19 protein-coding genes are annotated in these 22187 nt (G+C 63.4%); 6 read left to right on the top strand and 13 right to left on the bottom strand.

What is annotated here, in order from left to right:
• Positions 1-7: 7 nt before the first annotated feature.
• The 9 genes from ACR65W_RS03180 to msrB all read right to left on the bottom strand — a co-directional run bounded on the left by ACR65W_RS03180 (position 8) and on the right by msrB (position 11754).
• A complete protein-coding gene (locus tag ACR65W_RS03180) occupies positions 8-2761 on the bottom strand; it encodes a phosphoenolpyruvate carboxylase (protein WP_434498485.1) in 2754 nt (917 codons plus the stop codon).
• A 101-nt stretch (positions 2762-2862) separates the two neighbouring features.
• Positions 2863-3750, bottom strand: a complete 888-nt coding sequence (sucD, locus tag ACR65W_RS03175; protein ID WP_256033696.1) for a succinate--CoA ligase subunit alpha — start codon at positions 3748-3750, stop codon at positions 2863-2865.
• A gap of 17 nt (positions 3751-3767) precedes the next feature.
• Positions 3768-4940 (bottom strand): malate--CoA ligase subunit beta, encoded by a 1173-nt coding sequence (locus ACR65W_RS03170; protein WP_434498486.1) that lies wholly within the window; start codon positions 4938-4940, stop codon positions 3768-3770.
• A gap of 34 nt (positions 4941-4974) precedes the next feature.
• Entirely contained in the window at positions 4975-5607 is a 633-nt protein-coding gene (gene fchA, locus ACR65W_RS03165; protein ID WP_175092863.1) for a methenyltetrahydrofolate cyclohydrolase, read from the bottom strand.
• Positions 5608-5619: 12 nt separating this feature from the next.
• Complete coding sequence (locus tag ACR65W_RS03160; RefSeq protein ID WP_434498487.1) at positions 5620-6480, bottom strand: NADP-dependent methylenetetrahydromethanopterin/methylenetetrahydrofolate dehydrogenase; 861 nt, start codon at positions 6478-6480, stop codon at positions 5620-5622.
• A gap of 165 nt (positions 6481-6645) precedes the next feature.
• On the bottom strand, positions 6646-7587 hold the full coding sequence (locus ACR65W_RS03155; RefSeq protein ID WP_434498488.1) for a D-2-hydroxyacid dehydrogenase: 942 nt from the start codon (positions 7585-7587) through the stop codon (positions 6646-6648).
• 89 nt (positions 7588-7676) lie between these two features.
• Positions 7677-8870 (bottom strand): aminotransferase class V-fold PLP-dependent enzyme, encoded by a 1194-nt coding sequence (locus tag ACR65W_RS03150; RefSeq protein WP_434498489.1) that lies wholly within the window; start codon positions 8868-8870, stop codon positions 7677-7679.
• A gap of 63 nt (positions 8871-8933) precedes the next feature.
• A complete protein-coding gene (locus tag ACR65W_RS03145; protein WP_434498490.1) occupies positions 8934-10667 on the bottom strand; it encodes a formate--tetrahydrofolate ligase in 1734 nt (577 codons plus the stop codon).
• Positions 10668-11352: 685 nt separating this feature from the next.
• Positions 11353-11754: a peptide-methionine (R)-S-oxide reductase MsrB gene (gene msrB / locus ACR65W_RS03140; RefSeq protein ID WP_434498491.1), complete on the bottom strand. Its 402-nt coding sequence runs from the start codon at positions 11752-11754 to the stop codon at positions 11353-11355.
• 118 nt (positions 11755-11872) lie between these two features.
• Here msrB and ACR65W_RS03135 point away from each other — a divergent pair, with 118 nt between their 5' ends.
• The gene (locus ACR65W_RS03135; RefSeq protein WP_434498492.1) at positions 11873-13441 is read left to right on the top strand and encodes a phytoene desaturase family protein; all 1569 of its coding nucleotides are present in this window, start codon (positions 11873-11875) and stop codon (positions 13439-13441) included.
• A gap of 52 nt (positions 13442-13493) precedes the next feature.
• Here ACR65W_RS03135 and ACR65W_RS03130 read toward each other — a convergent pair whose 3' ends face one another.
• Positions 13494-13736, bottom strand: coding sequence for a hypothetical protein (locus ACR65W_RS03130; RefSeq protein WP_434498493.1), 243 nt, complete (start codon positions 13734-13736; stop codon positions 13494-13496).
• A 125-nt stretch (positions 13737-13861) separates the two neighbouring features.
• Positions 13862-15073: a cation:proton antiporter gene (locus ACR65W_RS03125; RefSeq protein WP_434498494.1), complete on the bottom strand. Its 1212-nt coding sequence runs from the start codon at positions 15071-15073 to the stop codon at positions 13862-13864.
• Between the two features lie 210 nt (positions 15074-15283).
• Between ACR65W_RS03125 and ACR65W_RS03120 the strand changes: the two genes are divergently transcribed.
• Both ACR65W_RS03120 and ACR65W_RS03115 read left to right on the top strand, forming a co-directional pair.
• Entirely contained in the window at positions 15284-16867 is a 1584-nt protein-coding gene (locus tag ACR65W_RS03120) for an MFS transporter (RefSeq protein ID WP_434498495.1), read from the top strand.
• 277 nt (positions 16868-17144) lie between these two features.
• Complete coding sequence (locus ACR65W_RS03115) at positions 17145-17657, top strand: CopD family protein (RefSeq protein ID WP_434498496.1); 513 nt, start codon at positions 17145-17147, stop codon at positions 17655-17657.
• On the opposite strand, the gene ACR65W_RS03110 is transcribed toward ACR65W_RS03115, so the two are convergent.
• Positions 17627-18139, bottom strand: coding sequence for a DUF2231 domain-containing protein (locus tag ACR65W_RS03110; RefSeq protein ID WP_434498497.1), 513 nt, complete (start codon positions 18137-18139; stop codon positions 17627-17629). The genes ACR65W_RS03115 and ACR65W_RS03110 overlap by 31 nt on opposite strands.
• A 126-nt stretch (positions 18140-18265) precedes the next feature.
• Between ACR65W_RS03110 and ACR65W_RS03105 the strand changes: the two genes are divergently transcribed.
• From ACR65W_RS03105 to ACR65W_RS03095, 3 genes are read left to right on the top strand one after another with little or no spacing between them, the layout of a single operon-like run.
• A complete protein-coding gene (locus tag ACR65W_RS03105) occupies positions 18266-18826 on the top strand; it encodes a cytochrome c oxidase subunit II (protein WP_434498498.1) in 561 nt (186 codons plus the stop codon).
• On the top strand, positions 18823-21306 hold the full coding sequence (ctaD, locus tag ACR65W_RS03100) for a cytochrome c oxidase subunit I (protein WP_434498499.1): 2484 nt from the start codon (positions 18823-18825) through the stop codon (positions 21304-21306). Before ACR65W_RS03105 ends, ctaD begins: the two co-directional genes overlap by 4 nt.
• Positions 21303-21626, top strand: coding sequence for a hypothetical protein (locus ACR65W_RS03095; RefSeq protein ID WP_434498500.1), 324 nt, complete (start codon positions 21303-21305; stop codon positions 21624-21626). The genes ctaD and ACR65W_RS03095 overlap by 4 nt, the downstream gene beginning before the upstream one ends.
• A 36-nt stretch (positions 21627-21662) precedes the next feature.
• On the opposite strand, the gene ACR65W_RS03090 is transcribed toward ACR65W_RS03095, so the two are convergent.
• Positions 21663-22172: a DUF1643 domain-containing protein gene (locus ACR65W_RS03090; RefSeq protein WP_434498501.1), complete on the bottom strand. Its 510-nt coding sequence runs from the start codon at positions 22170-22172 to the stop codon at positions 21663-21665.
• Positions 22173-22187 lie beyond the last annotated feature (15 nt).

The following is a 22187-nucleotide window of genomic DNA, read 5'->3' as shown; positions in this document are numbered from 1 at the left end:
TGTTGAATTAGCCTGTGGCCCCGAGGCCGGCCGCGACGCAGCTGATCGACAGCAGCAGAGGCACTTTGACAGCCTCTTTCTCCGCTTCGTCCTTTGCCTCGCGAAACCGGCGAAGCAGCGCCACCTGCTCGCGATTGACCTCGTTGATGGTCTGCAGGCGATGCGAAAGCCTCGCCTGATATTCCTTGAAGCGCTCCGCCAGTTCGACGCCGCCGGTGACGCGCAGCGCCATCTCGCGCGTCAACGCAAATTCCTCTTCGATGGCTTTGAAGATTTTATTTCGCACGGCTTCGTCAGCGACAAGCCCGGCGTATTGCTTGGCGATCGAGAGATCGACGAGCGCGAGCGTCTTCTCGACCTCATCGATAATGAGCCGGAACATACGCGAATCTTCGAACATCCGGCGCAACAGCTCGAAACCGCGGTCGCCGCGCACGTCAACGAAATTCTTCAACCCGGATCCGACGCCGTACCAGCCGGTGATCGAATGGCGGTTCTGCGCCCAGGCGAAGACCCAGGGAATCGCACGCAAATCCGCCAGGCTTTTGGCGCCGAAGCGCCGCGCCGGACGGGATCCGATGTTGAGCAGCGAAATCTCTTCAAGCGGGCTTGCAGCCTGAAAGTAAGCGACAAGATCCGGATCGCCGATGAATTTGGCGTATGCGGCGAAAGAGGCGCCGGAAATCTCCTCGAGAGCCTCGTCAAACTCCGCGTGCGGCGCCAGCGCTTCCTCGCGTTCGGACTTCAGCGCATGCTGAAACACCGAGGACGCCAAAAGCTCCATCTGATAGGCCGCCGTGCCGCGATTGGCGTATTTGAACGACACGACCTCGCCCTGTTCGGTGACACGAAAACGCCCGCGGATCGAGCCCGCCGGCTGCGCCGCGATGGCGTGGCCGGTCGGCGCGCCGCCGCGCGACACCGAGCCGCCGCGCCCATGGAAGAACGCGATGGCGACGCCCTGCTCGCGTCCGACCTGAGTGAGGCGGGCCTGCGCCTTGAACAGCTCCCAATTCGACGACAGAAAGCCGCCATCCTTATTGGAATCGGAATAGCCGATCATCACCTCTTGCAGATTGCCCTGCCAGCGCGTCGAGCGGCGCACCACCGGAACCTGCAAGAGATCGCGCATGATCGCCGGCGCGGCGCGCAGATCGCCGATCGTCTCAAAGAGCGGCACGATCGGCAGCGTGAGGATCTCGACGCCGGGCTCGTCGAGAAACAGCCCCGCCTCCTTGGCGAGCAGATACACGCCGAGGACGTCGACCGCCGAACGCGTCATCGACAAAATAAATCCGCCGAAGGCTTCGCGGTCGAGCTGTACGCGCATCTCGGCGACGACCTCGAACATTTCGATGACGTCGCGCGTATCGGCGGAAAGCTTGTCGCGCGGGAGAGGCGCCTGACGCGGCTTTGCAAGCTCGGCGAGCAGCCATTGGCGCCATTCGGGAGCATCGAGGTCGGGCGGCGTCTCGCCGCCGGTCCTCAGGCGCCACAGCTCCTCGAGCGCCTGCGTCGTCCGCGTCGTGTTCTGGCGGATGTCGAGGCGCACCGTGCTGAAGCGGAAAGTTTCCACCGCACGGCGCAGCGGACGCACGAGATCGGTCGCGAGCGCATCGCTCTTGGCTTCATTGAGCGCCTTTTCGAGCGCCAGCAGGTCGGCGATGAGTTCGTCGGCGCTCGCATAGCGCGGACCTGTCGTCGGCTCGGCGTTCACGGCGCGCAGCGTCTGGTCGAGCTTGCGCAGAATCGTCATCACGAACTGCCGGTAGGGCTCATTTTGATTGCGCGCTTCGATCGCGGCGCCGTCCGGCAGCGCGGCGAGGCGTTCAGCCAACTCGTCGCGGAAAGACTGAGGAATATCCGCGGCGCGCTGGCTGATCGACAGCATGCGCGCAAGATCGACGAAGCGCGTTCGATAGTAATTCAAGCTCGCCGCAGCGTTTTCGCGCATGGTGCGGCGGGTGACGTCATTCGTCACGAACGGATTGCCGTCGCGGTCGCCGCCGATCCAGGACCCGAACTGGAAGAAAGGCGCGACCTCGAATATCTCGTTGGGATAATGGCGTCGCAGCGCGCGTTCGCAGGACGACAGAAGCTCCGGCGCGAGATCGAAAATGCTCTCGTGAAAGAAGTGCTGACCCCAGGCGACTTCCTGATCGACAGTGGGCTTTTCGAGATGCAATTCGCCGGTGAGCCACAGAAGTTCGATCTGGTCATAGATCGACTTCACCAGCGCCTCGCGCTCGCGGTCCGTCCAGCGGGTCGATTCGAGCTCGCGCATCAGCAGATAGATGCGGCGATACTTTTCGAGGATCGAGACGCGCTTCGCTTCGGTCGGATGGGCTGTGATCACGGGCCGGATGCGCAGCGTGTGCAGTTGCGCGCGTATTTCGTCTGGCGCGACGCCTGAGGCTGCGGCGCTCGACAAGACGTAATCGAACGTGCCGAGCAGCTTGTCGTGGCCCTTTTCGCGCTCGATCCGGCGGCGCCGGCGCATGGCGTAGGCCTGCTCCGCGATGGAGACGAGCTGAAACAGGATGCCCTGTGCCTGAAGCGCGCGCGCCATCTGGCGCGGCTCCAGACCTGCGCCCGCCTTGGAGTCACGCACGACGGCCTCGATCTCCGGCGTGTGCCGCCGAATCACGGTGAGCAATTGCGCGCGCAGGAAGTCGGAAGCTTCGGTGACCGAACGAGTCGCGTAAGCAGACGGCAAGCCGGTCGAAGACAGGCTCTTCAATGTCTGGGTCTCGGCGGTCATCAAAACTCCTTAGGCGCTCACGACGCCGCGCAGGATGAACGGCTTCGCAAAATGCGGCCGGACGCCGGCGCGCGACGGCGCCGACGCCAATGCTGCATTCCTCAGGCGCTCTGCAATACCTTGGCGACAGTCGATCCGAATTCCGCCGGGCTCGGCGCAACGGTCAGCCCGTAGGACTTCATGATCTCGGTTTTTTCCGCGGCGCTGTCGCCCGACGCCGAAATGATCGCCCCGGCGTGGCCCATGCGGCGGCCCTTGGGCGCCGTGAGGCCGGCGACGAAGCCGATCACCGGCTTGGAGAAATTCTCCTTGATCCAGGCCGAGGCTTCGGCCTCCTGCGGACCGCCGATCTCGCCGATGATCAGCACGGCCTCGGTCTCCGGGTCCTTGTCGAACAGCACCAGATGGTCGAGGAACGACGAGCCGTTGATCGGATCGCCGCCGATGCCGACCGAGGTCGATATGCCGAGGCCGAGCGCCTTCAGCTGCGACGCCGCTTCATAGCCAAGCGTGCCGGAGCGCGAGATCAGCCCCACCGGGCCCTGCTTGTAAATGTGGCCAGGCATGATGCCGAGCATCGCCTTGCCCGGCGAAATAATGCCGGCGCAGTTCGGGCCGACGAGCATCGGCCGGCGATCCTTGGGAAAACGCAGGAAGTAGCGCTTCACGCGCATCATGTCCTGCGCCGGAATGCCGTCGGTGATCGAGCAGATCAGGCGGACGCCGGAGTCGGCGGCCTCCATGATCGCGTCGGCGCAAAAGGCCGGCGCGACGAAGGTGATCGACGCCTGTGCGCCGGTTTCGCGCACCGCTTCGCGGACCGTGTTGAACACCGGCACGCCGTGGTGAGTCTTGCCGCCCTTTCCGGGCGTGACGCCGGCGACGACATTGCTGCCGTAGTCGATCATCTCCTTGGTGTGGAAGCTGCCCTTGTCGCCGGTGATGCCCTGGACCAGGATCGGCGTCTTTTCGTCAATGAGAATGCTCATGTGTCGTTCTCCGGCGCTTACTTGGCGCCCTTGTAGGCGGCGACGGCCTTCTCGGCGGCTTCGGCCAGCGTGTCGGCCTGGATGATCGGAATGCCGCTTTCGGCGATGATCTTCTTGCCCGCTTCGACATTGGTGCCGGCGAGGCGCACGACGAGCGGCACGCCCTCGATCTTTTCGGCGCGCACCGCGTCAACGACGCCCTGCGCGACCCAGTCGCAACGATTGATGCCGGCGAAGATGTTGACGAGCACGACCTTCACGCGTCGATCCGACAGAACGAGACGGAACGCGGTCGCGACGCGCTCGGGCGAAGCGCCGCCGCCGACGTCGAGGAAGTTCGCCGGATTGCCGCCGGCGTGCTTGATCATGTCCATCGTCGCCATGGCGAGCCCGGCGCCATTGACGATGCAGCCGATCTCGCCGTCGAGGCCGATGTAATTCAGGCTGTGCTCGGCCGCCTGCGCCTCGCGCGGATCGCTCTGCGAGGGATCGTTCATGTCGACAATATTGTGACGGCGGAACAGCGCATTGTCGTCGAAGGACATTTTCGCGTCGAGCGCCAGAACCTTGTCGTCCTTGGTGACGACCAGCGGATTGATTTCGAGCATGGTCGCGTCATTGTCGCGGAAGGCGCGATAGGCGCCCATGATCGTCTTCACCGCGCGCGAGACCTGCTTGATATTGAGACCAAGCTGAAAGGCGAGTTCGCGCGCCTGAAACTGCTGCAGGCCGACGGCGGGCTCGACGATGACCTGGAGCAGTTCGTCGGGGGTGTTCTTGGCGATCTCTTCGATATCCATGCCGCCGTGCTTCGACGCGATGACGCGCACGCGCTCCAATTTGCGGTCGAGAACATAGCCGAGATAAATCTCGCGCTCGAAAGGATCGGCGACCTCGACATAAACGCGCTGCACCGGCTTGCCTTCCGGCCCGGTCTGCGACGTGACGAGCCGTTTGCCGAGCAGATCGCGCGCCGCCTGCTGCACTTCATGATAGGTCCGGCAGAGTTTGACGCCGCCCGCCTTGCCGCGCGCGCCGGCGTGAATTTGCGCCTTGACGACCCAATGCGAGCCGCCGAGCTCAGTCGCGGCGTAGACCGCCTGATCCGGGCTGAAAGCGACCGTGCCGGGCGGAACATCGACGCCGTGGCTCGCCAGTATTTCCTTGGCCTGATATTCGTGGACGTCCATTTCAGTCCTCTCCTCGCAATGCGGCGCGGCTTCCTCAGCCGCCTATTTTGGCTTTGACCGTCTCATAGACCGCTTCCGTTTCGGCCGCGGCCTTGGCGAGAAGCGCATTGACTTCGGCAAGCTGCTGCTCGGCGAAGTCGCGATCCTTGATCGCCTTGGCGTTGATGAAGACATTGAGCGCGCAGCTGCGCAGTCCGGCATTGGCGGCGAGCACCGCGACTCCGGCGTCGCTGATGACGTTGAGGTTGCCCTTGTCGGCGGCCTCTTTCGACAGGCTGATGACGTCATAGCAGATTTTGCATGTCTTCAGCGGCGCCAGCGTCGCTTCTTTCAGCGCCGACTGAATCGTCTCCGAGCGCTTCGCCTTCTCCTCATCGGTGCCGCGCGGCAGGCCATAGGCGCCCATCAGCGTGTTGAAGGCGACGACGTCTTCATCGACGCCCGCGGTCAGCTCGGCGCGCAGCTTTTCAGCCTTGGCGAGAGTGAGCTGCAGATCGGCTGAAACGGCTTCGTAATTCTTTTTGCCGATGGTGAGATTGCACACCATCGAGACGAGCGCCGCGCCCATGGCGCCCGAAAGCGCCGCTGCGCCGCCGCCGCCGGGAGTCGGCGCATCGCTGGCGAGTTCGTCGAGGAATTTTCCAATCGTATCGGTCTTGGCGCTCATATCTTTCCTCGGTCAGGCGAGCTCTTTGGCTTGCGCATAAATATTTTCGCAGTCGAACACCTGGTCGGCGGCGTCAAACAGCTTGCCGATGCATTCGCGATGCAATTTGAGCTTGAGCCCGCCCAGCCCCAGCGCGCCGATGACGATCTTGTCGTGACGCTCCTTGGCCTTGTCGGTCGCCTCGACGCCGCCGACGCCGAGCGGCGGCTGCGCGTTGCAATCGGCGATGAGTTCGATCGTCGGATCGCTCCGCCAATCCTGCTCGTCGAGCAGCGGGACGCCGATGGCGCCTGCCGCGAACACGATCTGAGCGCCTTTGACGGCCTGGGCGCGCGCTGCGTTATCCGACGCTTCGATCACCGCGGGCGTGAAGCCGAAGCGCTCCTGAATCGCTTTCGCCGCGGCCTCGGCGCGCGCCTTTTGACGCGAGGTGATTGTCACTTCCGCGCCCTCGATGTTCAGCATCGCCGCGGCGCGCATGCCGACCGGACCGGTGCCGGCGAGCACGACGGCCTTCTTGCCCTTGAGCGAACTTGCCTTGGCGAGCAGCGCCACGCCGGCCGCGGCGGTCGTGTTCGAGCCGTTCGAATCGAGCATCGCCGACACGCGGAAATTCGAGAAGAAACGCTTCTTCACCGCTTTGAACACGGCTTCGCCGGCCGTCATGTCGCCGCCGCCGACGAAGATCGCCGTATTTTGTTTTTCCTTCGGGCCGCGCGTGTAGATGCAGCCGTCGACCAGCGCGCCGACGTTCTCGGGCGTCACGCCGCCATAGCCGATGATGTGATCGGCGCCGCCGTCATAGCCGACCACCGTGTCGAAAACGCTTGGAGCCGGATCGGTGTCGAAAAGGAAAAGCAGTTTTTTGGTCATGGGAATTCGAACCTTTCACTGGCCCCTCCCCAACCCTCCCCCGCGCTTCGCGCAGGAGAGGGAGCAGACTCGGCCATCGACGCGCATTCGCGCAACCTCGGACGTTGGTCCCCTCTCCCGCTTGCGGGGGAGGGTGGCGCGAAGCGCCGGGAGGGGGCGTCAGCCTCACCCCGCCACGACGTTGCGCGGGCTGCCGGCGACAAAGGCGTCGATATTGTCGACGAGCTGGTCGGCCAGCACCTGCATCGCCTCTTTCGAGGCCCAGGCGACATGCGGCGTGATGATGAGATTGGGAATCGTCGGATCGAGCAGGATGTTGCCGTTCTTGGGCGGCTCGACCGTCAGCACGTCGAAGCCGGCGCCCGCGATCACGCCTTTGCGGAGCGCGTCGGCGAGCGCCGCCTCGTCGACGATGCCGCCGCGCGCCGTATTGATGATGCAGGCGGACTTCTTCATCGACGCGAACTCCTTCGCGCCGATCATGTTCTTGGTCTCTGGCGTGAGCGGCAGGTTGAGCGTGATGACGTCCGCCTCGCGCAGGATCGTCGGGATGTCGACCTTGTTCGGCACGTCCGTGACGTCATTGATCAGCACTTTCATGCCGAGCGCGGTGGCCCGCTTCTCAATCTCCTTGCCGAGAGCGCCATAGCCGATAATGCCGAGAGTCGAGCCGGCGATGTCGTAGATCGGATAGTCGAAGTAGCAGAACTGATTGGCGTAGCCCCAGCGCCCCTGCCGCACCGAGTTGTAATAATTGACCAAGTTGCGGCGCAGCGCGAACAGCAGCGCGAACACATGTTCGGGCAGCGTGTTGAACGCGTAGTTGCGAATGTTGGAGACGACGATCCCGTTCGCGCTCGTATAGGCCTTGTCGATCACATCGGTGCCGGTCGCGGCGACGGCGATGAGCTTGAGGCCTGGAAGCTGCTTCAACGTCGCTTCGCGCAGCGGCACCTTGTTGGTGATGCAGATCGTCGCGCCCTCTAGGCGCTCAACGATCTGGTCGGGCGCCGTCTGGGCGTATTCCGTGTATTCGTGAGGAAAATTCGGCTTGCGCACATTGGCGTCGAGCGTTTCCCGATCGAGAAAGACGATTTTGTGCGACATGTCCTAGTTTCCCCTCTTTCTCAATTCTTTTTTTGGCATTCGTTCATCGGGCTCCGGCGGTCGGAATGCTCCGACCGCCGGTTGCCGATTTACATCTTGAGCAGCGGATTGGCGCGATAGACCGCCTGCGCCGCCGCGACGCCCGACCCCGGCGTCACCTTGATGCCGTTGTCGAGCATCGCCATTTCCGCGCCGGCGATGGCGCCGAGCAGCATGAGCTCATTCAAATCGCCGAGATGGCCGATGCGGAACACCTTGCCCGCGACTTCCGAGAGGCCGGCGCCGAGCGCGAGATTGTAGCGCTTGTAAGCGGTCTCGATGACCTTGGCGGCGTCATAGCCTTCCGGCACCACAATGGCGGTGACGGTGTCGGAATTCCACTTCGGCTCCTTCGCGCAGCACTTAAGGCCCCATGCCGCGACCGCCGCGCGACAGCCCTCGGCGAGGTGGTGGTGGCGCTTGTAGACCTGATCGAGGCCCTCCTCGAACAGGATCGAGAGCGATTCCTTGAGGCCATAGAGCAGCGGCACGGAGGGCGTATAAGGGAAATAGCCGTTCGCGTTCTGGGCGATCATGTCCTGGAATTCGAAATAGGCGCGGCGGCCCTTGTTGGACTTGCCGGCGTCGATCGCCTTCTGGCTCGCCGCCATGAGCAGCAGGCCGGCCGGCAGCATGAAGCCCTTCTGCGAGCCCGACACGATCACGTCGACGCCCCATTCGTCCATTTTGAAATCAATGGACGCGACCGACGACACGCCGTCGACGAAGAGCATCGCCGGATGCTTGGCGTTGTCCATCGCCCTGCGCACCGCGGCGATGTCGGAGGTCACGCCGGTCGCCGTTTCATTATGCGTGGCGAGAACCGCCTTGATCTCGTGATTCTTGTCGGCTTTCAGCGCTTCTTCGATCAGTTCGGGATCATTGCCGGTGCCCCACTCGCGCTCCTGCACGATGACCTCCAGGCCCTGGCGCTTGCACAGATCGATCCACAGATGGGAGAACTGGCCGAAGCGCTGCGCCAAAACCTTATCGCCGGGCGACAGCGTGTTGGTGATCGCGGCTTCCCAGCCGCCGGTGCCCGACGCCGGGAAAATGAAGGCATGGCCTTTGTCGGTGCCGAAGACCTTCTTCAGGCCGGGGAAGAGCGGCTTGACGAGATCGGGGAACGTCGGCGAGCGATGATCTTCGGACGCGACCGACATGGCGCGCACGATGCGGTCGGGTAGATTGGTCGGGCCCGGCACAAACAGGAAGTTCTTGCCGGGAATTCTGGAATTCAACATTTCTCAAGCTCCTTTCGAGCGGCGGGATTCAGATGGCGCGGCGTCGATGACGCCGGGAATGCGCTAGAACAGGCCGGCGATGCGGCCGGAGTCGTCAACGTAGATGTTGTTGGCGGCTGGGACCTTCGGCAGTCCTGGCATCGTCATGATGTCGCCGCACACCACCACGATGAACTCGGCGCCCGCGGAGAGACGCAATTCGCGGATCGGGATCGTGAAGGCCGAAGGCGCGCCTTTGGCGTTTGGATCCGTCGAAAAGCTGTATTGCGTCTTGGCGATGCAGACCGGGAAGTTGCCGAAGCCTTCCTTCTCCAGTTCGGCAAAGCGCGCCTTGATGCTCGAATCATAGGAGATATCGGCGGCGCCGTAGAGCTCCTTGGCGATCGTGCGCACTTTTTCGGCAAGCGGCATGTCGTCCGGATACAGCGGCTTGAAGTTCGAGGGCTGCGTCTCGATGGTGTTGACGACCGCCTTGGCGAGATCCGCCGCGCCGGCGCCGCCGGAGCCCCAGTTGTCGGCGACGACGCATTCGACGCCTTCCGCCTTGCAGAGCTTGTCGAGCGCCGCCATCTCGGCCGCGGTGTCGGACGAGAACTTGTTGATCGAGACGAGCACCGGCACGCCAAATTTGCGGACATTGCCGATATGGCGCTTCAGATTCTCGAAGCCCTTCTCGACCGCGGCGACATTCTCGGCCTTCAGATCGTCCTTGGCGACGCCGCCATGCATCTTGAGCGCGCGGATCGTCGCGACGATCACCGTGATATCCGGCTTGAGGCCCGCCTTGCGGCACTTGATGTCGAAGAACTTCTCCGCGCCGAGATCGGCGCCGAAGCCCGCCTCCGTCACGACGTAGTCGGCGAGCTTCAGGCCGGCCTTCGTGGCGATCACCGAATTGCAGCCATGCGCGATATTGGCGAAAGGCCCGCCGTGGATGATGGCCGGGTTGTTCTCCAAGGTCTGCACCAGATTGGGCGCGATCGCGTCCTTGAGCAGCGCGGCCATGGAGCCCGCCGCCTTCACTTCCGAGGCGCGCACGCTTTTCTTGTCGCGGGTCTGGCCGACGATAATGTCGCCGAGCCGCCGCTGCAGATCGGCGAAGTCCGAAGCGAGGCAAAAGATCGCCATCACTTCCGAAGCGACGGTGATGTCGAATCCGTCCTCGCGGGCGAAGCCGTTCGTGACGCCGCCGAGGGACGACACGATCGAGCGCAATGCGCGGTCGTTCATGTCGACGACGCGACGCCAAGCGACGCGGCGCGAGTCGATCTTGGGCTCGCCGCCCCAATAGATGTGATTGTCGATCAGCGCCGCGAGCAGATTGTTCGCCGCGCCGATGGCGTGGAAGTCGCCGGTGAAGTGGAGGTTGATGTCCTCCATCGGCACGACCTGCGCATAGCCGCCGCCGGCGGCGCCGCCCTTGACGCCGAAACAGGGACCGAGCGAGGGCTCGCGCAAACAGCACAGCGCCTTTTTGCCGATGTGATTGAGACCGTCCGTGAGGCCGACGGTCGTCGTCGTCTTGCCTTCGCCGGCGGGCGTCGGCGTAATCGCCGTGACCAGGATCAGCTTGCCGTCGGCCTGGCTGTCGAGCGAGGAGATGTAGTCGAGAGAGATCTTGCCCTTGTAGTGGCCGTAGGGCTGCACATGTTCGGCCGGGATGCCGAGCTTGTCCCGCGCGACGTCGATAATCGGCCGCATCTTGGCGGCCTGCGAAATCTCGATGTCGGACTTCGGCGCAAGATGCTGGTTGTCCTTTCCGCTCGCGCCCGGCGCGGCGGCTGACCGTTCTGACATGCAGTCCACTCCCTATCAGGCCTGCGTCGCACAAGCCCAGAATTCGTTTTTTTCGGTCATCGGGAACCGAGCGTCGGCGCCGCCGATCCCGCTCCCGGCCGACCGGGCTGAAATCCTGCCGATGCAGGCTGCAGCCTTTTTTGCGACCGTCGTTTTCTCCAATTCGCGCATCAAGGCCCGCGGTTCGCCGCAACGAGCCGACGCGCGCATGAATCCGCTTACTGAAAATTCATTGGCGGACACCTCGTATGACGGGAATCAAAATTGATCGTCAAGCCGGCAGAGCCGTGAGCGGCGTGACGACGTCATGGGCGCCGCGATGCGGCTCCCGCTCGCGCGACGCACGCGCGGGGCGAATCGCTTATTCGACAAGCCGGGCCGACTGCCTATCCTTCACCTGCCCGATAGAACGGGCTAAGGCAGGCTGCGCGCACACCGATCAATGCGCGCATTCGCTACAAGAATTGTGACGTTTCCTACACGCCCGAAAAGCTGATGCGACGGGTCTGGACAGGCTCGGCGCCGGCGCTGGGAAGAAACCGAGGCCCGTCCTTACCTATCCGAAGAAACCGCAAGCCAGCAGGCGCAGCATTCGTTGCGACGTCCTTAAAAAAATATTTGTCGCAGTCAGCGTCGCAGCCTTGACTCTATCGGGCGATCACGAAGGCCGATAGTCTTTTGACGCCTACTCCGGCTGAAAATCGAGCGCGACGCCATTGATGCAATAGCGCAGGCCGGTCGGCGGCGGGCCATCGTTAAACACATGCCCGAGATGCGAGCCGCATCGGCTGCAATGCACTTCCGTGCGCACCATGCCATAGCTGCGATCGACGGTCGAGCCGAGCGCGCCGGGAAGCGGATCGAAGAAACTCGGCCAGCCGGTGCCGCTTTCGAACTTCTCGCCCGAGCGAAACAACGGCTGGCCGCAGCCGGCGCAGTTGAATGCGCCGCGACGCTTTTCATGATTGAGCGCGCAGCTTCCCGGACGTTCGGTGCCATGTCCGCGCATGACGTCATATTGCTCGGGCGTGAGAAGCGCGCGCCATTCGGCGTCGGTGTGGGTTACGGGGAAGTTCGCATCGGCCATCGCCAGCGCCTTGTCTAAGATTCTTGGCTTGGGTCCTATCTTGTGTCAGCCGCCGCCTTTCGCCAGAGGGGCGTGGCGGGATAGAGTGGCGATCTTTCAGCGGCAAAGACGATTCGGAATGAGCGACAAGAAATTCGACGCCGTGGTGATCGGCTCGGGACTGGGCGGATTGACGGCGGGCGCGCTGCTTGCGCATGCCGGCTACAGCGTCTGCCTGTTAGAGCGCAATTTCAGCCTGGGCGGCGCGGCGTCGGTCTACAAGGTCGGTCCGCTGACCGTCGAAGCCTCGCTTCATCAGACCTCCGACGCGCGCAACCCTCGCGACGTGAAGCACGACATCCTGCGCCGCCTGGGGATTCTCGACGAAATCGAATGGCTGCCCACCGGCGCCCTTTATAAGGTGCGCGGCGGGCCGGTCGGCGAAGCCTTCGAACTGCCTTTCGGCTTTGCGGCCGCCTATGAGGCGCTCGCCGCCAGGTTCCCCGACAAACGCGCCGCCATCCAAAGATTTCTCGGCGAGGTCGAGCAGATTCACGATGCGCTGTGGACCTTGAAACAGGCGCGCGAGGAAAGCTCCTTCGCCAAATTGGCGCGCGGACTTTGGGAAGTCGCGCCGGCCGCCGCCGGCTGGCAGAATTCATTGCACGAGATCATGGAGCGGGATTTCGCCGGCTGCGAGGCCCTGAAATGCGCGCTCGGCGCCAATCTCGCTTATTACGGCGACGACCCGCGCCGACTGTGGTGGATTTTCTACGCGCTCGCGCAGGGCGGCTATATCGCGTCCGGCGGCGCCTATATCAAAGGCGGCTCGCGACAGTTGAGCCTCAAGCTCGCGAAGGCGATCACCAAGACCGGCGGCGTGGTGCGCATGGGCCGGCAGGTCAACGCCATCGAGACCGATGCGGACGGCAATGTGGTCGCCATACGCCATGTCGCGCGGCGCGCCGGCGACAGCGAGGAACGCATTGAAGCGCGCGTGGCGATGGCGAATTGCGCGCCTTCGGAGGCGGCGACGATGATGGACGCGCCAGCGCGCGCGAAAATGGAGGAGACCTTCGGGTCCCGCCGGCTTTCGACCTCGCTGTTTTCAGCCAATTTCGGCTTGAGCGCGAAACCCTCCACGGTTGGGCTGACGAATTTCACGACGGTCGTCATGCCGCCCGACATGCGGCGCTTCGATCAATATGGCGATGGCGCCGGCGCGATGGCGGAAGATCCCAAGGGGGCATTGCCCCTCCATACGATCGCCAATTTCACCGCGGTCGACTCAGGTCTTTGGGACGAGCCGCCGATCCTCGTCAGCGTGCTTGGCCTGGATCGCATCGACAACTGGCGCGATCTGCCGCGCGACGCGGCGCTTGCGCGCCGCGAACGCTGGCTCGACGCCCTACAGGCTTCTCTCGAGCGCGACTATCCCGGCTTTTCCGGTCTGGTCACGACGCGGATGCTGCTCAACGCCTATTCGATGGCGAGCTATCTCAACACGCCGGAAGGAGCGGTGTACGGCTTTGCGGCGCTGCCCGCTGAAGAACCGATCCTGATGGGATTTCCGCGAACGCCGCAAACGCCGATCGCCGGACTCTATCTCGCCTCGGCTTTCGGCGGCGAGCATGGCTTCAACGGCGCGATGTTGTCAGGCGCCGAAGCCGCGCGGCTCGCCGAAAGACGGCTTGCCGTCGCGACCTGATGATGCGTAAGGCGCGGATTGAGGGCGCCGCGACGCGTTGCGCCGCGCGTTATTAGCGCTTGCGCTTTTTGCCGCTCGCCGACGCGAGGCCGAGTTCGGCTTTGCAGGCGGCGCTGATCGATCCCGCATTGGCTCTCAGGCATCGCTCGATGGCGACGGCGTCCGGAATATACGCCTCGCAGACGCGATTCGCGTCGCCTTCACAGGCCTCGCGCTGTTCAGGCGTTCCTTGAGCGAAAGCCGGCGTGAGCGCAAAAAATGCCAGCACAGCCGACAGCCTCAGAATGATGCGCATTCAGATTGTCCTTCCTGTTGTCCCCGCTTCGAGGCGTACCGCAGGCGCGCCACGCGGCAGGCGCGCTTCCTCGAGCGACAATGGGGACGTTGATTGCATCGCGCCCGCTGGGAATCAAGTCGCATTTATCCTTCGAGGACGGACTCCTTCTCCGGCTCCGCGGAATGAACGTGCTGCGGCGCCGCCTCTCGTGGCAGCCGATGGCGCGGCAAATAAAGACTATTCGCAATCATCGTGGGCACGATCGCCGTCGCGATGATCGCGGCGACGAGCGTCGAATATTGGTTTTCGTCGATGATATTGTTTGACAGGCCGAAAAGCGCCGAAATCGTGCCGAATGTGAGGCCGGAGGCCATCAGCAGCGTCGTATACATGGCGTCCTTGTGCGGCGACCCGAATCGGCGCGCCACGGGATAGACGCTGACGACCTTGGTCGCCATCTCGACGGCAAGAAAGGCGGCGACGCCAAGCGGCGCGGCGAGAACGGCCGGGATGGAGACAAAGTATCCGGCTCGGATGAAATAGAAGGGCGTCAGCAGGCCGATGGTCACCGCCCGGAACCTGCGAATGAGCGCATGGTCGCGCCCGACGCAGCCCGCGAGCGCCATGCCGATCAGATAGGCCGGCAAGACGCCTTCGCTCCCGGCCCAGGTCGCGAGCGCGCCGAGCGCCATCAGCGCGAAGAACAGGAATTTTGTCTCGAATTCGGAGGGGCGTCCGCCGAATTTCGCAAAGATCACAGGCGTCGCCCGCGGCAGTCCGACGAACGCCGCGCCGACCGCTGCGACGAACACGGCGGTCTTCCAGGTGAAGGGCGCGAATACGAGGCCGAGCGTCACGACCGTGCCGAGATCGGTGATGAAACAGGCGGCGAGAATCGTTTTGCCGAAATCGGTGCGGTTAAAGCCATATTCCATCATCACCGTATAGACGACGGCGACGGAGGTGGCGGCGAGCGCGATGCCGGCAAGCAGCGCCGGCGAACTCTCCCAGCCCAGCAGATAATAGGCGACCGCCCAGCAGCCGATGGCGGGCGCGAGGAAGCTCGCGGCGCCGACCGACGCAGCCTCCTTCCACTTCAGCTTAAAAACGTCGGGATCGAGTTCGGCGCCCGCGAGAAACGTCAGCGCGATGGCGCCCAATCCGGCGAGCGTTTTGACCCAAGGCTCCTGGGCGCTAAAGATTTCGGCGCCGACCGTCGCGGCGAACAGCGTCCGCGCGCACATGCCGACGATGATTTCGGTCAACGCGGTCGAGATACGAAATCTCGCGGCGATCATCGCGGAGATGAGCGCAAGACCCAAGATGAGCGCGACCTGAAACCATATGCCCGTCATGCGCCTTCTCCTCGTGAAGGCGGCTTGTATGACCCATGCCGCGGCCTATTGGCAAGCTTTTGGGGATTCTGGCGCCCAGAGGCTTCGTGACAAAAGCGCCTTTTTCAGCGATGACTCGCACACGCAAATGAGCAAACGGATGAAGCTTCGCCGTTCTAAACTGCTGAAGCATCGAGGTGAGTTCGTGCGTCCGTCCGGAGCAGAAGGATCGTGAACGAAACAGAGCGCATGAAAGGCTGGCGATTCCTGCTGCTCAACGTCGCGGCGGGGGCGGCGAACGTCGTCATGTTGTCGAATGTGCCGGGCTACACGGTGCTCGCGCCCTACGCCGCCGGAAGCCTCGAGGGCGTGACGCCGAGCTACGGCACCTGGGCGACGACCGACCATATGGTCGGCATCGCACTCGGCCTTCCATTATCGCGGTGGCTTTCAGGGCGGCTTGGCGCCTATCGCGTGCTGATCGGCGCCCTCGTCGCCTATGCCGCCGTTTCCCTGATGTGCGCGGCGAGCGAGACGATCTGGTTTTTCGCGCCGATGCGCTTCCTGCTCGGCCTGATCGGCGGCGTCGCCCTTCCGCTCACGCAATCGGTGACGCTTGCGCAATATCCGGATGATCAGCGCACGCTCGGCGTCGGCTTTTGGGGCGTCATGAGCATGGCGCCCTTCACCATCGGCGTCTTCATGGGCGGCTTCTGGGCCGAATATTTCAACTGGCGCTGGCTGTTTTATTCCAACGTCGTGGTGGCCTTACCCGTGGCGGGCGTTGTTGCTGCGCTGTTCTATGGGAGCGGCTTTGAGCGCCGGATGACGCGCTTCGACACGATCGGCTTCATTCTGCTCGCGACGGTGCTGCTCGGGGTGCAGACGATTCTCAACATGGGCAATGATTTCGACTGGTTCGCCTCGCCCGTGCTCGCATGGCTGCTGCTGGTCGTTCTCCTCGCTTTGCCGATGTTCATCTTCTGGGAGTTCGGCGAGCGGCGGCCCGCCCTCGACCTGCGGCTGTTTCTGCACCGCAATTTCGCGATCGCGACATTCTGTTCGCTGATCGGCTTTCTGATCATTCAGGGCCTGCTTTCGGTGTTCATCGTACAATTGCAGGTGCTGCTCGGCTACACGTCTTCGCTCGCCGGCATGGTCTATCTGGCCATGATTTTTCTTGCGATGGCCGCCGCCGCCGTTGTGCATGAGATCACGAGAAACGTCGACGCGCGACTCATCATTTTCCTCAATTTCATCGGCCTCGCGGTGACATTCGTGTGGCTCGGCCATTACGACAAGAGCGCCTCTTTCGATAGTGTCACGACGCCGATGTTCTTCTTCGGCTTTTCGCTCGCGATGTTCTTTGCGCCGCTCGCGACGCTCGCCATGACCGGGCTCGCCGGCGAACGACTGATCCGCGCCGCGGAGGAGCTCGCGATGCTGCGCACGGTGTTCGGCGCCATGGGCATCACGCTGCTCGGCGTTCTCTTTTTCCGCCGCACGCCCTTCCATCAGCTCGACCTCGCCGATCATTTCGGCGGACGCCGCTTCGCCTCGCTCGACCTGCTCGCCTCGTTCCTCGAGCGTATGCAGGCGATGGGCATGTCGCCGAATGCGGCGCGCGCTCGGGCAGCGCAGCTCATCCGCCAGCAGGCCGGGATCCTGGCGCTCAACGACGCCTTTCTGTTCGGCGCGATGACGTTCATCTTGCTGGCGGGAGTCATCTGGCTCGCCTACCCCAGCTACGCGTCCAAGAGGCGCCGGCAGACGCTGACCCGGCTTACCGCCGAGGAGCTGATGGAGCAGCCGTAAGCGCCGGCGCAAAAGATCGAACCGCCCCCTCAGCTTCAACGCAGCGGTTCGCTTCATTCACGCCGCGTTTGGCCAACGCCTCGCGTAAAGATTAGCTCTGGATTGGGAACACAGCGCAGCTTCAATCGTTACAGTTTTGAATTTTTCCTTCGAAAGCGCCCGTGGTTAATCGCACATTGATCGCCGTCCCCGCGCCCATGGATGTGTGCATTCTTCCTCCGAGCAGCGCGGATGCTGAAGCGGCGCTTAACTGCGCGAAAGCCCTGGATCGCCTTCGGTGATCGGCTCGCTCACGCCGCTTGCTCCCCATTTCTTGGCGTTCCACGTCTTAACCCTTGCGCTGTGGTGCGCAGGCCTCATCGCCCTGCCGCTGATGCTGTCGCGCCACGACCCGGCGATCAGCCAGGCGGATTATGGGCGAATCCGGCGCTATACGCATTTCGCCTATACGCTTGGCGTAACGCCCGCCGCAGTACTAGCGGTGGCCTCGGGGACAGTGCTGGTCTTTCTGCGCGACGCATTCACGCCATGGATGCTTTTGAAGCTGGTCTTCGTCGGCGTTCTGGTTTTCACCCACGGGTGGGTTGGGCACACGGTCACATTGATGGAGGAAACCCATGGCCTTCATCGGCCGCCGCATCCGGCCCTACAGACCATGGCGACGTTTGTTCCGATCCTCGCGATCCTGTTTCTCGTGCTCGACAAGCCTGACTTCAGCGAGCTTCGCTTTCCGCTCTGGCTCTCGCAGCCGCAGGGCGGTCAGCTCCCCTTTTTGGCGCCCAGCCGATAGTCGAAGACGAGCTTGCCGCCATGCCATCCGGTCACCGACGCCATGATCACGCAAAAGATCGACAAAAGAAGTCCGTAGGGCAGCACGACGGCTTGGTAGTCGTGCAGCCGATAGCCCCAGTTCACGCCGAGAAGCGCGAGCAGCAATACGGCAAGAATGAAATGCGACCAGGCCGCGGTCCTGGCGCGTATGCCGGCGACGAGCAACAATTCCGCGGTTCCGGACAGCCCCGCCAAGAGGCCGAGCAGAAAGCCGCCGCCCGCCGACCACACGCCGGCGCGCGCCCAGAACGCATCGCCTGTCCACCAGTAAAAGAGATCGGCGCCGAGCAAGGTGAATGTCAGCGCGATCGGAAAGGCGACGGACATTGCGTGAATTGGATGGCCAAGCACCGCCACTCGAGATTCGGTTTCGTAAAACTCTGGAAGCTGTTCGATCGGATCGATGAAGCCTCGCTTCTTACCGTTTCGTTTGTTCGCCACCGGCGTTCCTCCGCGCGTCGTCTCGTCCTTTTAACGCCTCTGGCGGTCGCTGGTTGCGCCGGAGATCTATCAACAGTCGATCCGGCGGGCCCGGCCGCCGCACGCATAGCGACGCTGTGGTGGACGATGTTGGCGGGGTCAGCGGCGATTTTTGCCCTGGTGATGCTCCTGCTGCTGATCGCCTTTCGGCGAACGCCCGCCCCTCGTCAGAGCGAGCATCGACAGGAGCGCTTCTGGCTGTATGGCCTCGGTCTCGCCTTTCCGCTCGTCACACTGGCCGCGCTTCTGATCTATGGGCTGGTTCTGGGGGAGACGCTTCTTCCCAAAAGCGGCGAAGAGGTCGTGAGGGTGCGCGCAGAGGCGCGTCAGTGGTCCTGGAGCTTCGGCTACGCTGACGCCGCCGGACTGCGCACGCAGGGCGTTCTGCACATCCCCGCCGGCCGGCCCGTCGACGTCGAGATCACCTCGCTCGACGTGGTCCACAGTTTCTGGGCCCCTCGGCTCGCCGGTAAGCTCGACGCCATTCCGGGGCAGGTGAACGTCCTGAGGATCGAAGCCGCGGAGCCGGGAGAATATCAAGGAGTCGACGCCGAATTCAGCGGCCCCGGATACAGCGGCGACGCCTTCACCGTGATCGCGCATGATCCGGCGGGCTGGGGCGCCTTCCTCGGGCGCGCAAGAGAATGAACGCGCTCGCGCGCCATCGCGCCCTCAGTCGCATCTGGTCTTCGCAGCCCGGCTGGAGAGGCGTCATTTCGACCGTCAATCACAGCGATATCGGGAGAATGTTTCTTCTTGTCGCGACGCTCTTCTTTCTGATCGGCGGCGTCCTCGCAATGTTGATCCGAACACAACTCGCCACGCCGCGTTCGGCGTTCGTCGCGCCCGCGATCTACGATCAGATCTTCACGATGCATGGAACAGTGATGATGTTCCTCTTCGCGATTCCGCTGTTCGAAGGCGCGGCCGTGTATCTGCTGCCGAAGCTGCTGGGCACGCGCGATCTCGCTTATCCGCGCCTCTCGGCCTATGGCTTCTGGTGTTACGTGTTCGGCGGGTTGATGCTGATCTTCGCCTTGCTGGCCGGCCTTGCGCCAGACAGCGGCTGGTTCATGTATCCGCCGCTGTCTTCGAGCGCGCATTCGCCGGGCGTCAACGCCGACTTCTGGCTCATCGGCGTCACCTTCGTCGAAGTGTCAGCCATCGCCGCGGCCGTCGAGATTTGCGTCTCGATCCTGAAGTTTCGCGCGCCAGGCATGTCGCTGGACCTCATGCCGATCTTCGCCTGGTATGCACTCGTTACGGCGCTGATGATTCTGATGGGCTTTCCGCCATTGATCCTCGGCTCCATTCTGCTGGAACTGGAGCGCGCCTTCGGATTTCCCTTTTTCGAATCCGCGCTCGGCGGAAGTCCCCTGCTCTGGCAGCACCTCTTTTGGCTCTTCGGCCATCCCGAGGTCTACATTATCTTCCTGCCCGCCGCCGGCGTCGTCTCCACCGTTCTTCCGGTGATGGCGCGCACGACGCTGCTTGGCTACCGCTGGATCGTGGCCGCGGTTGTCGCGCTCGCATTCCTGAGCTTCGGGCTCTGGGTGCACCACATGTTCGCGACAGGCATCCCGCATATGGGACTGGCGTTCTTCTCGGCCGCCTCGACGCTCGTCGCGGTTCCCACAGGGATTCAGATCTTCGCCTGGCTTGGCACGCTCTGGAAAGGTCAGCCGCGCCTGACGCTGCCGATGCTTTACATCATTGGCTTTTTTTTCACCTTCGTCATTGGCGGCCTGACCGGAGTCATGGTGGCGATCGTGCCGTTCGACTGGCAGGCGCATGACACGGCTTTCATCACCGCGCATCTGCATTATGTGCTGTTTGGCGGATTCGTCTTTCCGATGCTTGCGGGGCTGTATTACTGGCTACCTCAGCTCACTGGCCGCAAGCGTTTCTTTCGAATCGGCGAGATGGCCTTTTGGCTCATTTTTCTCGGATTCAACGGCGCCTTTCTGGCGATGCATTGGGTTGGCCTCCTCGGCCAGCGGCGGCGGATCGCCTGGTATCCCGAGGACGCCGGCTGGAGCGTGATCAATCTGATGTCCTCGATCAGCGCTTTCGTCATGGCGATCGGCGTCGCGATGGTGGTCTTCGACATTGCGCTGCACGCGCTTCTCGCGATCCGAGGGTCTCGCAATCCCTGGGGCGCCGGGACGCTGGAATGGGCGATGCCGACGCCGCCAGCCGCATATAACTTCGCCAGCATACCGATCGTCTACGATCGTGAGCAGCTGGCGAGGGACCCGGAGCTCGCGAACAAAATCGCCCGCGGCGAATATTTTCTTGGCGCGCCGCGCGGAGAGTTGCGCGAGACGTTGACCGTCGACGCTGCGAGCGGAAGGCCTGAAGCTCTGGTCATCTTCCCCGGCAATTCGACGCTGCCTATCGCGCTTGCGGCGGCCACCGGAGCGGCTTTTCTCGGCGCTTTGATACGAGTGTATTGGGTCATCCCATTGGCCTTGCTGTTCGTCGTCGGCCTGTCGCTGCGCTGGGGCTGGTCGCAACACGCGGCGAACTGTCCTGGATTTCAGAATGTCGGGCGGGCGACGCTTCTGCCCCAGGCCATCGAGACTGATCGGTCTCCCGGCTGGTGGGGATCGGTCTTCCTGCTTGTCGCGGACACGGTTCTCTTTGGCTCTCTCTTCTTCGGATATGCTTTTCTTTGGACCGTCGGCCCCAATTGGCCGCCGCCCCAATGGCTGTCGCTATCCGTTCTCGAACTGGCCCTCGGCCTCATCGGCGCGGCGGCGGCGGCCATTGGCCTCCACGTCGCGGCGCGCGCCGCTTCGCGCGGCTCGCCGCCCTCGCTTGGAATTCTCCTCGGCCTCGCCGGCGCCGCCATGACGATGGCGGCGCTTGCGATGACGCTAACGCGCGCAGGCCAACTGACGGATTACGCCTATGGCGCGACGATTTTCGTGATGATCGCCTATGCGCTCATTCATGCTGCGATCGCGGCGATCATGATTTGCTCGCTCACATACCGAACCTGGCGCGGCGGCGCGGCGCGCCCGCGAACATCCAACGTCAACATTGTGCGCCTCTGGACCGATTACGCGGTCTTCGTCGCCGCGACCAGCCTCATCGCGACGCAATTCTCGAGCTATCTGACATGAAGGAAATCGTTCGGATCGTCATCGCCATGCTCGTCTGGCTCGCCGTGTTCAGCGCCCTCTATGGGCTCGAGGGCGCCGGTTGCGCGGCCGGCTGGCAACACATCCAAGTCAATGGCGCGACGCTCTTCCAGGCCGCCATGACGCTCGCGTTTTCTGTCGCGCTTTTTATACTTGTCGCCGTTCTCGTCGCGCTGCGCTCGCCGCGCTTTCGCTCCGCCTCTCCCTTTGTCGCGCACATCAGCATCATTCTCGCGGTCGCGGCTCTGGTCGCGGGGGCATGGACCCTGTTTCCGGCCTTGGCGCTTTCACATTGCGCATGAAGCTTCAGGCCGAGCGCGCAGGCGCGGCGCGGCTTTTTACGGAAAGCTCTCCAGCGGCTGGTCGGCGCGAACATAGAGCGGATGGCGCGGCGCGCCGCGCTGCGTCCTGCCGAGGCAGGCGAGACGCGCGCCCGATGCGTGAAACATCCGCAGCGCGCCGTCGATTTGATCTTGTCGGGCCAGCGCCCCCCAGGCGCAGACGATGGGCGCCGACTGAGCGACCGCTTGCGCCGCGAGGCCAACGAGCGTGCGCCGATTCTGTGGGCCAATCGGATCGCGCGCCGCCCAGAGCGCCTCGGGCGAGGGCGAGCGCAGCGCATAAAGATTGGCGACGATGAGTCCGCCGGCGCCTTCGCGCCGCGCGAAGCCGATGCAGCGACGAATTGTCGGATCGTCCTTTTTAGCGTCGGCCGTCGACGGATTGAGCATGACGAAGGACAGAAGCGGCGCGCCGCCCCATCTGCGCGTGAGACTGTAACGATACGCGCCGCACGCGGAGATGACGGCCGCTCTTTCCATTTGGCGCGAGACGGCGAAGGCAGGCATTGAGTTGTCCCTTCG

Origin of the sequence: Methylocystis sp., assembly GCF_051062815.1 — a bacterium.
Classification (GTDB): Bacteria; Pseudomonadota; Alphaproteobacteria; order Rhizobiales; family Beijerinckiaceae; genus Methylocystis.
The sequence above is the reverse complement of the archived record's forward strand: the minus strand, read 5'-3'. Positions and strand labels throughout refer to the sequence as shown.